Origin of the sequence: Anaerotignum lactatifermentans (assembly GCF_016902535.1) — a bacterium.
Lineage (GTDB): Bacteria > Bacillota > Clostridia > Lachnospirales > Anaerotignaceae > Anaerotignum > Anaerotignum lactatifermentans_A.
In genome coordinates, this window is the sequence record NZ_JACSNY010000012.1 from 22,567 (window position 1) to 35,040 (window position 12,474).

General features: G+C 53.3%; 13 protein-coding genes. 7 read left to right on the plus strand and 6 right to left on the minus strand.

The window, feature by feature from the left end:
* Positions 1–15: 15 nt before the first annotated feature.
* Entirely contained in the window at positions 16–933 is a 918-nt protein-coding gene (locus H9X84_RS09585; RefSeq protein WP_205134135.1) for a DMT family transporter, read from the minus strand.
* A 129-nt stretch (positions 934–1,062) separates the two neighbouring features.
* On the opposite strand from H9X84_RS09585, the gene H9X84_RS09590 reads away from it, so the two are divergent.
* The 5 genes from H9X84_RS09590 (at position 1,063) to H9X84_RS09610 (ending at position 5,974) form a co-directional block, all read left to right on the plus strand.
* Positions 1,063–1,929 carry a LysR family transcriptional regulator gene (locus H9X84_RS09590; RefSeq protein ID WP_205134136.1) on the plus strand — a complete coding sequence of 289 codons (867 nt, stop codon included), beginning with the start codon at positions 1,063–1,065 and terminating at the stop codon, positions 1,927–1,929.
* Between the two features lie 277 nt (positions 1,930–2,206).
* Positions 2,207–3,289 carry a 3-phosphoserine/phosphohydroxythreonine transaminase gene (serC, locus tag H9X84_RS09595; RefSeq protein WP_205134137.1) on the plus strand — a complete coding sequence of 361 codons (1,083 nt, stop codon included), beginning with the start codon at positions 2,207–2,209 and terminating at the stop codon, positions 3,287–3,289.
* A gap of 15 nt (positions 3,290–3,304) precedes the next feature.
* Positions 3,305–4,474 carry a 3-phosphoglycerate dehydrogenase family protein gene (locus H9X84_RS09600; RefSeq protein WP_205134138.1) on the plus strand — a complete coding sequence of 390 codons (1,170 nt, stop codon included), beginning with the start codon at positions 3,305–3,307 and terminating at the stop codon, positions 4,472–4,474.
* Positions 4,475–4,488: 14 nt separating this feature from the next.
* Positions 4,489–5,730, plus strand: a complete 1,242-nt coding sequence (locus H9X84_RS09605) for a DUF1015 domain-containing protein (protein ID WP_205134139.1) — start codon at positions 4,489–4,491, stop codon at positions 5,728–5,730.
* 73 nt (positions 5,731–5,803) lie between these two features.
* Positions 5,804–5,974, plus strand: coding sequence for a hypothetical protein (locus H9X84_RS09610; protein ID WP_205134140.1), 171 nt, complete (start codon positions 5,804–5,806; stop codon positions 5,972–5,974).
* Positions 5,975–6,044: 70 nt separating this feature from the next.
* On the opposite strand, the gene H9X84_RS09615 is transcribed toward H9X84_RS09610, so the two are convergent.
* Together H9X84_RS09615 and gltX are read right to left on the minus strand one after the other, a co-directional pair.
* A complete protein-coding gene (locus tag H9X84_RS09615) occupies positions 6,045–6,797 on the minus strand; it encodes a C39 family peptidase (protein ID WP_205134141.1) in 753 nt (250 codons plus the stop codon).
* Positions 6,798–6,962: 165 nt separating this feature from the next.
* Entirely contained in the window at positions 6,963–8,417 is a 1,455-nt protein-coding gene (gene gltX / locus H9X84_RS09620; RefSeq protein ID WP_334298080.1) for a glutamate--tRNA ligase, read from the minus strand.
* A gap of 226 nt (positions 8,418–8,643) precedes the next feature.
* Here gltX and H9X84_RS09625 point away from each other — a divergent pair, with 226 nt between their 5' ends.
* Together H9X84_RS09625 and H9X84_RS09630 are read left to right on the plus strand one after the other, a co-directional pair.
* Positions 8,644–9,789, plus strand: a complete 1,146-nt coding sequence (locus tag H9X84_RS09625) for an AI-2E family transporter (protein ID WP_205134143.1) — start codon at positions 8,644–8,646, stop codon at positions 9,787–9,789.
* Between the two features lie 144 nt (positions 9,790–9,933).
* Complete coding sequence (locus H9X84_RS09630) at positions 9,934–10,320, plus strand: nuclear transport factor 2 family protein (protein WP_205134144.1); 387 nt, start codon at positions 9,934–9,936, stop codon at positions 10,318–10,320.
* Positions 10,321–10,368: 48 nt separating this feature from the next.
* Here the strand turns inward: H9X84_RS09630 and H9X84_RS09635 are convergent, their stop codons facing one another.
* The 3 genes from H9X84_RS09635 to H9X84_RS09645 form a co-directional block, all read right to left on the minus strand.
* Positions 10,369–11,139: an N-acetylmuramoyl-L-alanine amidase family protein gene (locus H9X84_RS09635; protein WP_205134145.1), complete on the minus strand. Its 771-nt coding sequence runs from the start codon at positions 11,137–11,139 to the stop codon at positions 10,369–10,371.
* A gap of 71 nt (positions 11,140–11,210) precedes the next feature.
* Complete coding sequence (locus H9X84_RS09640; protein WP_205134146.1) at positions 11,211–11,897, minus strand: MBL fold metallo-hydrolase; 687 nt, start codon at positions 11,895–11,897, stop codon at positions 11,211–11,213.
* 20 nt (positions 11,898–11,917) lie between these two features.
* Positions 11,918–12,466 carry a beta-class carbonic anhydrase gene (locus H9X84_RS09645; RefSeq protein WP_205134147.1) on the minus strand — a complete coding sequence of 183 codons (549 nt, stop codon included), beginning with the start codon at positions 12,464–12,466 and terminating at the stop codon, positions 11,918–11,920.
* Positions 12,467–12,474: the final 8 nt, after the last annotated feature.

Genomic DNA, 12,474 nt, shown 5'->3' on the forward strand with positions numbered 1-12,474 from the left:
AAGACTTTTTCCGTATTATCGTATTTTTCTTGTTTCCGCCGCCGCCAACGCACGGCCAGAGGCAGGCATCGGCGCATGGAGCAGCACCAGTGCCAGAAAGATCAGCACTACCCCCAGAACGGACATCAGCGTCATAGGCTCGTGGAAATAGAAGACCCCCACCACCGTTGCCGTCAGGGGCTCCGCGAAGGCCAGCACAGAGGCCTTGCCCGACTCCATAGCCGAAAGCCCTCTGGTGTAGAGCAAAAACGGCGCCAGTGTGCTGACAAGACCCAGCAGCAGAACTGTCCCGATGACAGAAGGATATTCCGCCGCCACCGCCGCCACAGTACCATACCGGGCAAAGGGCAGCAGCCCTATGCCCGCCACCAGGAACGTATAAAACGTGACCGTCATGGAATCGTATTTTTTCAGGGCAAACTTCCCGAAAATGCTGTACAGTCCATAGCAGAAGCCGGACGCCACGCCCGTCAGGATACTCAAGGGACTGAGACTGCCGCCGTTGATCAGTCCCGTCGTACAGACGCAGCCAAACAGCGCCAGAAACAGCGCCGCGATCTTCATTCCCGTCAGCCGTTCCCCAAAGAGCAGCGCCGACAGCACCATTACGAAAAAAGGCCCCGTATACAGCAGTACCGCCGCCACGGAAAGATCCGCACGCTGCATGGTCATAAAATAGAAGATATTGAACAGGGCGATGCTGCAAAGGCCCGTTCCCAGAAACATCCACAGGTCTTTCCAGACAACGCGCAGTTTCTGCCGCTGCCGCAGGAACAGGAAGAAAAACAGTCCTGCCGCCGCCACGGTAGAGCGCAGTGCCGTAATCTGTATGGCATCGATCCCCGCCGCTGAAAGACTGCGGGAAAACACACCGATGATCCCCCACAGCACACCTGCCGCCAGCACCAAAGCCCCGGCCTTTTCCTTATCCATTGGCTCCACCCTTTCTTCTTACCGTTCGTTTGAATCTGCTTTTACTATACGACAAGTCTTGTATAAAGTAAACTTACATTTTATAATGTTATCTATGAAGATTTGTATAAGATAAAAGGAGGCCTCCCCATGGATCTGAAAAAAGCGGACGCTCTGCTGGCGGCCATCGAAAGCGGCAGCATCACCAAAGCCGCCCAGCAGCTAAACTATACCCCCTCGGGCATCAGCCATATTCTGGCGGCATTGGAGGAAGAACTGGGCTTTCCCCTGCTCTACCGCTCCAAACAGGGGGTCGTTCCCACGCCCAACGCCCTGGAGCTTCTGCCGGCTCTGCGGGAACTGCGGAGCGCCTATAACCGTTTTCAGCAGATTTCCAGCCGCATCAGCGGACTCCAGAAAGGCACCCTTGTCATCGGCACCTATTCCAGCATCGCCATCCGCTGGCTGCCTGCCATCATCCGGGAATTTGAAGCCGAATACCCGGGCATCCGTCTGATTTTAAAAGAAGGCATCCATCAGGAACTGGAACAGCTGCTGGAAACCAATCAGATCGACCTGTGTCTGTACAGCCAGCCCAGCCGTTCCGCCCGACCCTGGGTCCCCCTAAAGACAGATCCCATGATTGCCGTACTGCCGAAGGATCACCCCTGTGCCGGGGAAACCGCCTATCCTCTTTGGCGCTGCGAAAAGGAAGATTTTATCATGCCGGCCTACGGCGCGGATTACGATGTGCTGGAGCTGTTCCGGACCCACGACCTCCATCCCAGAGTCAAATACGAGACCATCGGCAACTTCTCCCTGCTGGCCATGATTGCCGAGGGCCTTGGCATGAGCATCATGAACCGGCTCATTACAGAAGGCATGACGGCGGATGTGGTAAAGCTGCCCCTGACGCCCCACGCCGAAATTGTTCTGGGCGCCTCCTTTCCTTCCTGGGAAAGCCTCTCTCCGGCGGCAAAAGCCTTTCTGGACTGTGCTTCTTCCCATCTGCGCTGAGGCGCGCCAAAGTATAGCGGAAGAAAACCGCCACCTGTCCACATCACAAATACATTTGTCTGTTCAATTTGACGGTTTCCGTCCCACCTCGGCGCATTTTTTTGCACGATCCTCCAAAATGTCATACTGTATCCAAATAAAACCAGGATTATGGTTGACGGAACTTATTCCCGTGATATAATTTCTTCATAGGGAGTACAAATGTCTTTCTATGACCCACTGTCTGGGACGGTGGGTCTGTTTATTCTCAAAAATAAATTTTAGGGAGGGCTTATTTATGAAAAGAGTTTACAATTTTTCCGCTGGACCGTCTATGCTGCCCCTGGAAGTTCTGGAACAGGCGCAGAAGGAATTCGTTTGTTACGGTTCCTCAGGCATGTCAGTCATGGAAATGAGCCATCGATCTAAAATTTTTGAATCTATTCTGGAAAAAGCAAAAGCGGATCTGAAGGATCTGATGCATATTCCCGACAATTATAAGATTCTGTTTCTGCAGGGCGGCGGCTCTACCCAGTTCGCCATGATCCCGCTGAACCTGATGAACAAAAACAACTGCGCCGACTATGTTATTACCGGCCAGTGGGCCAAAAAGGCGGCGGAGGAAGCATCCCGCTACGGCAAGGTCAATATTGTGGCCTCCTCGGCGGATACCACCTTTGACCGTATCCCGGAACTGGACCCCGCGAAATTCCAGAAGGACGCAGATTATTTCTATATTACTCTGAACAATACCATTTACGGCACCCGTTGGCGGGAACTGCCCGATACCGGCGATGTGCCTCTGGTGGGGGATATGTCCTCTTCCATTCTTTCCGAGGAAATCGACATCACCCGTTTTGGCCTGCTCTATGCCGGAGCCCAGAAAAATCTGGGGCCCGCCGGTGTAACCGTCGTCATCATCCGGGAGGACCTTCTGGGCAACGCCATGGAATTTACGCCCACGATGCTGAAATATGACATCCATGCCAAAAACAATTCCCTGTATAACACCCCGCCTACCTACGGCATCTATTTCATGGGCCGGGTATTTGAATGGGTGAAAGCCCAGGGCGGCGTAGCGGCTATGCAGAAGCGCAACGAGGAAAAAGCGGCGCTGCTTTACGATTTTCTGGACCAGTCTCAGCTGTTCCGGGGCACCGTGGTAAAGAAGGACCGTTCCCTCATGAACGCGCCTTTTGTCCTGCCCACAGAAGAGCTGAACGCCAAATTCATCAAAGAGGCGGAAGCCCAGGGCTTTGTAAACCTGAAGGGCCATCGTACCGTAGGCGGTATGCGTGCCAGCATCTACAACGCCATGCCCAGAGAAGGCGTGGAAAAGCTGGTGGCCTTTATGGAGCAGTTTGAAGCAGACAACAGATAAGGAGGAATCTCTTTTATGTATACCATTCGCACATTGAACAACATTTCCCAGACGGGGCTGGGCAAGCTGCCCCCTGCGGAATTTACCATAGACCCGGAGGCGGCCAACCCGGAAGGCATTATCCTGCGCAGCTTTGACATGCATCAGATGGAACTGCCGGAAAACCTGCTGGGTGTGGCCCGCGCCGGGGCCGGTACCAACAATATCCCCATTGACAAATGCTCGGAACGGGGCATCCCCGTATTCAATACCCCCGGGGCCAACGCCAACGCCGTAAAAGAACTGGTGCTGGCAGGCCTTCTGGTATCCTCCCGCCGTATTATCGACGGCGCGGCATGGGTGCAGAGCCTGAAGGACAATGAGGATGTGGAAAAGGCCGTAGAAGCCGGCAAAAAACAGTTTACCGGCCCGGAAATCGCCGGAAAAACACTGGGCGTCATCGGTCTGGGCGCCATTGGCGTACAGGTAGCCAATGCCGCTTTGGACCTGAACATGAATGTCATCGGCTATGACCCCTTCCTGACTCTGGAATCGGCATGGCATCTGTCCGCTTCCGTAGATAAGGCGGAAACGCTGGAGGAACTGGTATCCCAGTCCGACTACATCACCATCCACATTCCTTTGAACGACAAAACAAGACATACTTTCAATCAAGAGCTGTTTGCGGCCACCAAAAAAGGCGCAAGACTGCTGAACTTCGCCCGGGGCGGGCTGGTAGATCACGAAGCTCTGAAGGACGCCATTGAAAAAGGCATTATCGCCCGCTATATCACAGACTTCCCCACAGCGGAACTGCTGGGCATTGAAAATGTGATTGTGACTCCGCACCTGGGGGCCTCCACACCGGAATCCGAGGAAAACTGCGCCGAAATGGCGGCAGTGGAACTGCGGGAATACCTGCGCTACGGCAATATCCGCAATTCCGTCAACTTCCCCGGCTGTATCGTACCCTATTCCGGGAAACCACGGATCGCCATCTCCCACTCCAATATCGTCAACATGATCGGGCAGCTGGGCGCCGTATTTACAAAGCACCATATCAACATTGACAAAATGGTTAACAACTCCAAGGGTGAGCTGGCCTACAACATCATCGTCTGCGATAATCTGCCGGAGGATGAGAACCAGCTGATCCAGGATCTTTACGCCATCCCCAGCGTACGCCGTGTACGCCTGCTGAAATAAGAAAGGAGCATCCTATGGCAACCATCAGACCTTTCGCGGGCATCCGTCCCGCACCGGCATACGCCAAAGAAGTGGCGGCCCTGCCCTATGATGTCATGAACACCCAGGAGGCCAGAGAAATGGTAAAAGGAAAACCGTATTCCTTCCTCCATATCGACCGGGCGGAAATCGACCTGCCCCCGGACACAGACCCTTACAGCCCCGCTGTTTACCAAAAAGCAAAGGAAACACTGGAAACCTTTGAAAAACAAGGCATTTTTATACAGGATGAGACCCCCTGTCTCTATCTCTACCGTCTGACCATGGACGGCAGAAGCCAGACAGGGCTGGTGGTCTGCACCTCCATTGACGAGTACCAGAACAATATCATCAAAAAACACGAGTTTACCCGGGCGGACAAAGAAGCGGACCGCATCCGCCACGTGGATACCCTGAACGCCAACACCGGCCCTATTTTCCTGGCTTACCGGGAAAATCCCCAGGCGGCGGAGATCATGGCGGCGGAAGTGAAAAAATTCCCCCTCTATGACTTTATCGCCGAGGACGGCATCGGCCATACGGTCTGGCGCATTGATGACAACGATACCATTCAGGCGCTGGTAAAGAGCTTTCAGACTGTGGACAGTCTCTATATCGCCGACGGCCACCACCGGAACGCCTCCGCCGTCAAGGTGGGGCTGAAACGCCGGGAGGAAAAGCCCGACTATACGGGCGAGGAAGAATTCAATTTCTACCTTTCCGTCCTGTTCCCCGCCCAGGAACTGCATATTCTGGACTATAACCGTCTGGTAAAAGACCTGAACGGCCATACAAAAGAAGCCTTTCTGGCAAAACTGGAGGAAAAATTCCAGATCACGCCGGCGAAAACAGCGGTGCATCCGCCCAAGGCCCATACCTTCGGCCTTTATCTGGCAGGCCAGTGGTATCTGCTGGAGGCGAAAGCAGAGATCCTCTCCGATCATCCCGTGGAAGGGCTGGACGTTTCCATCCTCCAAAGAGAGGTACTGACGCCCCTTCTGGCCATTGGCGACCCCCGCACCGACAAGCGCATCGACTTTGTGGGCGGCATCCGTGGCTTAGGCGAGCTGGAAAAACGGGTGGACAGCGGCGAAATGGCCCTGGCCTTCTCCATGTTCCCCACCTCCATGGCGGAACTGATGGCAACGGCAGACGCCGGACTAACCATGCCCCCCAAATCCACATGGTTTGAGCCAAAGCTGCGCAGCGGCCTGTTCCTCCATGATCTGGGCAAATAAAATTTAAAAAATTCCAAAGCATAAAAGACCTTCTTTTTTCCCATACTAAAAAGAAAAAAGGAGGTCTTTTCTCATGAATAAATTCGCCACAGGCATGATTATCGGCGGCGCCGCCGCCATTATGGGCATCGGGTATCTGATGCAGGACCAGAAAACCTACCGCAAAGTCGTGAAAAAAGGGAAGAAAATGGCGGCAAAAGCGGAGGAAGTCATGGATGATATGATGGACGATCTGCTGGATTGACCATCATCGCCTTTCCAGAAAAGAAAACCGGAGGTTCCTTTTCCAAAGGACGCTCCGGTCTTTTTTTCGCTCATACCGCCTGTTTTTCTATTTTCCAGAAGGCGCCGCCGGTGGTGGGGCTGGCCTTGGATTCATTGACAATGGTATTCAGGGACCAGAGCTTCGCTGTGGTCTCCCGGCTCTTGGGGTCTGCCAGCACCACGTTCCTGCCGTCGGGCAGATCGCACAGCAGCAGAAAATGACCGCCGCCGGTAAAATGGCCCTCGCCCATGAGGGCAATGACAAGGTAATGCTCCTCCAAAGCCGCTTTTACCTCTTCCTTGCTGGTCAAAATACTGCTTTCCAGCCCATAGTGGGCCAGACCGTCCTGGATCAGCGTATGGTAACTGCCGGAGCCGGGGCTCCAGTAGCCGTTTTCATAGGCCCAATCCGCTACCTCCTTGGGCGTTGCCTGCGTCTCCGTCAGAGAAGAGACCGCCATGGCTACCACCGTAGGCCCACAGCCCGTATCCTGAATCAGATCGCCTTCTCCATAGGTCTCATTGGCCCACGGCTCCTCCGTCTGGTTGTAATACACCAGCCAGTCCGGCAGTTGGGCGGGCGTTCCCTCGTCCGCGTCGGCCGTGAGGAAATCAGGAACAACGGAGGCGGGGACATAAGAAGGAATGAGAAAAACCGCCACAAACAAAGCGCCATAGACCAGCGCCCTGCGCAGTCCCGCCAGTTTGCGGCGTCTGCCGAACAGCAGAATATAGATCTGCACGGTGGTCATGAAAAACAGCGCCGCGCAGACGATAATACGCAGAATTTGCAATTTGCTCATTGTCCTCGCCCCCATTTCCTGATTCTGGAAACAGTATACCACCGGAGTATGACAACTTCTTTTCGAAACCCTGTCAAAATCATTAAGAATTTCCGTTTCTTTTCTTTCATTTTCCCCCGCGGCGAAAAACCCATCCTCTTTGAGAGGATGGGTTTGCGATTTTGTTTATTTCTCCAGCATTTCAATGCCCACACGGATTCTGCGCAGGCTTTCTTCCCTGCCCAGAATATCCGCCAGTTCCATAGCGCCGCCGGGGGAAGTGGGTTCCCCGGAAAGGGCCGTACGAACGGGCCAGAGCAGCTGACCGTTTTTGATGCCCAGCTCCCCTACCAATGCCATCAAGGCATCATGGATGGACTGGGTGTTCCAGTCCGCCAGACCCTCCAGCACAGGCAGTGCCGCCTTCAGAGAAGACAGAGCGATCTCGTCGTTTGTTTTCATTTTCTTATGGGTATACAGCTCTGTGCCGTATTCCGGCAGTTCCTTGAAGAAGCCCACCAGCCCGGGAATATCGTTGAGCGTTTCCAGTCTTTTCTGGAGCAGCTCGGCAATCTTTCTCAGATCCAGTCCGGTGCCGCCCAAAGCCTCTGTCAGCTTCGGCTCCGCCAGAGCGTAGAACTTCTCAAAGTCCATATTCTTCATATATTCCCCATTCATCCATGTCAGCTTCTTGATGTCGAAAATGGAGGGGGATTTGCTGAGGCCGGAAATATCGAAACATTCCTCCAGTTCCTTCAGAGTAAAGATTTCTCTGGTATCTCCGGGGCTCCAGCCCAAAAGGGCAATATAGTTCACAATGGCGTCTACCAGATATCCTTCGTTGATAAGATCCTCAAAGGACTTGTCCCCATGACGTTTGGACAGCTTATGATGGGCGTCCCGCATGACAGCCGGCAGATGCACATACACCGGCGGCTCCCAGCCGAAGGCTTCATACAAAAGATTATATTTGGGCGTGGAGGACAGGTATTCGCTGCCTCTGACTACATGGGTAATGCACATCAGATGGTCGTCCACTACGTTGGCAAAATTGTAGGTAGGGAAGCCGTCGGCCTTCATCAGAATCTGGTCGTCCAGCTCTGCGTTGTCCACGGTGATCTCACCGTATACCACGTCCGTAAAGGTAGTTGTGCCGCTGTCGGGCATTTTCTGACGGATAACATAAGGCACACCGGCATCCAGTTTCGCCTGTACCTCTTCCGGGGACAGATGCAGGCAGTGTCTGTCATATTTGGCAAAAGCCGCGCCTTCCGCGTTGCTTTCCTTCAGGGATTCCAGACGTTCCTTGGTACAGAAGCAGTAGTATGCCTGCCCCTTTTCCACCAATTCCTTGGCATAGTCCATGTACATCCCCATTCTCTCACTCTGGACATAAGGGCCGTAGTCCCCGCCGATATCAGGGCCTTCGTCATGATGCAGTCCTGTCATGCGCAGGGTATTGTAGATCACGTCGGTGGCTCCTTCCACCAGTCGTTCCTGGTCCGTATCCTCAATTCTCAGAATAAACTTGCCGCCCTGGGATTTGGCGATGAGATATTCATAGAGCGCCGTTCTCAGATTCCCAATGTGCATATAGCCGGTGGGACTGGGCGCGAATCTGGTTCTGACTTCCATTTTCATCTTCCTTCCTTTGATTTTTCCAAAACAATACGCCGCCCCACTTTTCCGGGGCAGAGCGCGTCCGTTATTAGTTTAAACGCAAAGCCGCCCGCTGTAAAGGGATTCGGCGGAAAAAGGCGGAAATATTTGTGTCCCGCCGTCTTCTATGATATAATACCCGATAACACAAACCCTCCGGGGCCGTTTCCCGCGAAACCGCCCCTTACTTTGGAAAGGATGATCCTTTATGCAGCTGGATGACAATACATTCAAAAAACTACGATGGCTTATTGTATTTACCCTGGTCGTTTTTATTCTGCTTTGGCGGATGGAGATGGTCGCGCTGGCCTTCGGCCTTCTGCTCAATATCTCCGCCCCCTTCCTGCTGGGCGCCGCCATCGCCTTTATCCTGAGTGTGCCTATGGCCCGGATTGAGAAGATTCTTTCCGGCATGGGCGGCAGCTCCTCCGCGAAAAAAAAGCTTCTGCGTCCCCTCAGCCTGATCCTGACCCTGCTGTTCGTCATCACCATCCTGGCCCTATCCACACTGGTGGTTCTGCCGGAACTGGGACGCACCTTCTCCAGTCTGGTCCGGACCATACAGCTCAAATTTCCGGTGTTCCTCCAGCAGGTGGAAGAACTTTTTCAGAATAACCCGGAAATTTCCCAATGGCTGCACAGCGTAGATCTGGATTGGGAGACCCTTTCCCAAAAAGCCCTGGAATTTTTCCAAAACGGCGCCAATGTGGTGGTGGGCTCCGCCTTTTCCGCCGCCCGCGGCATTTTCAGCGGCGTCGCCAACTTTGTCATCGGCTTTGTGTTTGCCTGCTACATCCTGATTCAGAAGGAAAAGCTGGGCCTGCAGTGCCGTAAGCTGCTGTACGCCTATTTGAAAGCCCCTTTGGTAGAGCGGATTTTAGAAATCTGCTCTCTGACCCACCGCACCTTTGCCAGCTTCCTGACGGGGCAGTGTCTGGAGGCGGTAATTCTGGGCACCATGTTCTTTGTGACCATGACCATTTTCCGTTTCCCTTATGCCCTGCTGGTAGGCGTCCTCATCGCCCTGACGGCGCTGATCCCTATTTTCGGCGCCTTTATCGGCTGCTTTGTGGCTACCTTCCTGATTCTGGTCATCAACCCCTGGCAGGCGCTGGCCTTCCTGATTCTCTTCCTGATTCTCCAGCAGATCGAGGGGAATTTCATTTATCCTCATGTGGTAGGCGGCTCCGTAGGCCTTCCCTCCATCTGGGTACTGGTGGCCGTTACCATTGGCGGCAACCTGATGGGGATTGCCGGGATGCTGTTGTTTATTCCCATGGTCTCTGTGCTTTACACCCTGCTTCGTCGTGATGTTTACGCAAGACTCAAGGAAAAAGACCTGAATGTTTCGTAAAATTGTTGTACGCGCCTATGGGAATAGGCGCGTTTTTTATGCAATTACGCCAGAAAATTCCCTCCTTGCCATTGCTTTTCCCGTTCCGCCGTGGTAAGATTGTATTACAAAGAATAAAGACTCTGTTCATTGGAGGTGTGGCATATGAGACAACGGGAAGAGATCATTCGGACATGGTTCGACATGTGGCTGGGTCAGGAACTTCTGCCCCTGGACGCGGTATTTACAAAAGACGTACATTACTATGAATTTTTCGGCCCTGAATACGACGGCGTAGATCAGCTCCGCCGCTGGTTCGAGGAATGGAACGAAGTCAACCGGGTAAAGAGATGGGATATCCGCCGTTTCCTCCACACGCCGGATTCTACGCTGGTAGAATTTTATTTCCAGAGCGTGAACAAAAACGGGGAGGAACGGGAATTTGAAGGAGTTTATCTGGTAGAATGGGATGGCGAGGATCGAATTCAGAAGCTGCAGGAATTCTATTGTCAGCTGCCTCACTACAAACCCTTCCAGAAAGAAACGACATAACCACGCAAAAAAACAGGCGCAGGAAGCCAAAAGGCCTCCTGCGCTTTTTTATTCCGTCTGTGCAACAGGCTCCGCGCCCAGATATTCCAGGATAGCGGCATAATACGCCTGTGCCGCCTTCCGGCAGCCTTCTTCCGTACCAAAGAGAGAAACATCGCTCTCATTGGTGACAAAGCACTGCTCCACCAGCACAGCGGCGCAGTCCACATTTTTCAAAATACCAAAAGTGTCATATTCATACACCGTCTCGTCGCTGGACTCCACCAGCATTTTCTGGGAACTGCCGTCCTCCTGGGGGACATAATAGCCAAAACGGATGCCATCCTCTCCCCGCAGTCTTACGCCGGCCGTCTCCATATGCGATGCCAGCAGTCTGGCAAAGGAAAGGCTTTCCTCATGATTCTCCATGCCCGGCACCGCAGGATAGCACTCAAAGCCATAGCCGCTGCCGTCCTCGTCGGCGTTGGCATGGATGGACAATACCAGATCCGGGCTGGAACGGACAAATTTCCGGTTCCGTTCGGTGATGCTTTTGGTCTCTCCGTTTTCCCGGGAACGCACCACACGGAACCTGCCATCCTCTTTTAACAGCGCCTCCAAAGCGTCCGCCGTTTCCTCCGTCAGCCAGACCTCGGAAATGATTCCCTGGGCGCCGCCGTCCTCACCGCCGTGGCCCGCGTCCAGCGCCACCGTATAAGGATAGGCAAAATGCTGATAAACCAGAAAACCGCCATAGCCCAGACCAAAGAGGATCATCACCAGCAGCAGCTTCCGCAGCAAACCGCCGCGACGGCGCCGCCGCTTCCTTTTGGGCGGCATTATTTCCGATTGCCTGTACAGGGGTCTGCGCTGTTTCTCCGGCGGAGCGAATTCCCGCCAGTTTTTTCCCTTCATGGCAGATCAAAGGTCACGTTCTCTCCTGTAATTTCCATGACCTTCTCTCCGTAGGGCTTTTCCGCCAGTTTCCGGCAGATGGAGAAATGCCGCCAGAAATGCATGGGGAATAAGGCATCCGCGCCTATCTGTTCCATGAAATAATCCGCCGCCCAGCAGTATTTATCCTCCAGTCTGGGGTCCACCGGCACAAAAGCCGCATCGATCTTTTCCCCTTTCAGCCGGTCAATCTCGCCGCAGTAGCTTTGGCGGATGTCCTCATTAAAGGCATCGCTTTCTCCGTTCCAGTGCCACCAGTTCAAATCTCCGGCATGATAAATGGTCTTTCCCTCCGCTTTTACCATAAAAGCCATTCCTTCGTCGTTGGACAGCAGTGTTTTGATCTGCACACCCTCTACCGTCGTTTCCTCATGGGCCGTCATATGTACCGCCTTTGCGGCTACGCCGGCGGGAACAGCGATGTCCTCCGGCAGGAGATAGACCGCCCGCTGGGCAAATTTCCAGATACTCCGGTCATAATGGTCCCCATGGGCATGGGATACGAAAACAAGGAGCTTTTTTCCCTCGTAAGCCTCGGGGGCAAAGCCGTTATATTTTCCGTCCTGTGTATAGTAATCAAACAGCAGCACCGTGTTTTCCAGTTCCACGGAAAAACCGCTGTGATGGTAATAGGTCACTTTCATAGCCTCTCTCCTTTCTTCTCTCAGACTTCCCGCATGGCGCCGGTTTCCGGGTTCATGATAAAGCCGTAGACCTCCACCCCTTTATGGATCAGGGGATGATTGCGGATGGTCTCCACCGTATTCTGTACGGAACGGTTCAAATCGCCAAAGCCCGTCAGCCATTCCTCCAGATTTTTATGGTTGGCGTCCACATGGTCAATGACATCCTGGGAAATACCTTTTTCCATCATCTTCTCAATCATTTCCTTGCCATTTAAGGCCCGTCCGCCGCAGTCGTCATGTCCGATGACCAGAATGGTATCCACGCCCAGCTCATAAACTGCCACCAGCAGACTGAAAATGACACTGCCGTAAGGATGGGTAATCTGTCCCCCGGCGTTTTTGATGAGCTTCACATCCCCGTTTTTAATGCCCAGCGCCGCCGGCAGCAGCTCCGTCATACGGGTATCCATACAGGACAGTATGGCAATCTTCCGATCGGGATATTTCGTTGTAGTATATTTTTTATACATTTCATGGTCTACAAAGACCTTGTTATATTCCAGCATTTTTCTGATGCTCTCCTGCATAACGCAGC

Coding starts and splice junctions, on each gene's coding strand:
- H9X84_RS09605 (WP_205134139.1), top strand. CDS start 4,489: ATGGCAACCATCAGACCTTTCGCGGGCATCCGTCCCGCACCGGCATAC.
- gltX (WP_334298080.1), bottom strand. CDS start 8,417: ATGAAAATGGAAGTCAGAACCAGATTCGCGCCCAGTCCCACCGGCTAT.
- H9X84_RS09610 (WP_205134140.1), top strand. CDS start 5,804: ATGAATAAATTCGCCACAGGCATGATTATCGGCGGCGCCGCCGCCATT.
- H9X84_RS09625 (WP_205134143.1), top strand. CDS start 8,644: ATGCAGCTGGATGACAATACATTCAAAAAACTACGATGGCTTATTGTA.
- H9X84_RS09640 (WP_205134146.1), bottom strand. CDS start 11,897: ATGAAAGTGACCTATTACCATCACAGCGGTTTTTCCGTGGAACTGGAA.
- H9X84_RS09590 (WP_205134136.1), top strand. CDS start 1,063: ATGGATCTGAAAAAAGCGGACGCTCTGCTGGCGGCCATCGAAAGCGGC.
- H9X84_RS09630 (WP_205134144.1), top strand. CDS start 9,934: ATGAGACAACGGGAAGAGATCATTCGGACATGGTTCGACATGTGGCTG.
- serC (WP_205134137.1), top strand. CDS start 2,207: ATGAAAAGAGTTTACAATTTTTCCGCTGGACCGTCTATGCTGCCCCTG.
- H9X84_RS09635 (WP_205134145.1), bottom strand. CDS start 11,139: ATGCCGCCCAAAAGGAAGCGGCGGCGCCGTCGCGGCGGTTTGCTGCGG.
- H9X84_RS09600 (WP_205134138.1), top strand. CDS start 3,305: ATGTATACCATTCGCACATTGAACAACATTTCCCAGACGGGGCTGGGC.
- H9X84_RS09645 (WP_205134147.1), bottom strand. CDS start 12,466: ATGCAGGAGAGCATCAGAAAAATGCTGGAATATAACAAGGTCTTTGTA.
- H9X84_RS09585 (WP_205134135.1), bottom strand. CDS start 933: ATGGATAAGGAAAAGGCCGGGGCTTTGGTGCTGGCGGCAGGTGTGCTG.
- H9X84_RS09615 (WP_205134141.1), bottom strand. CDS start 6,797: ATGAGCAAATTGCAAATTCTGCGTATTATCGTCTGCGCGGCGCTGTTT.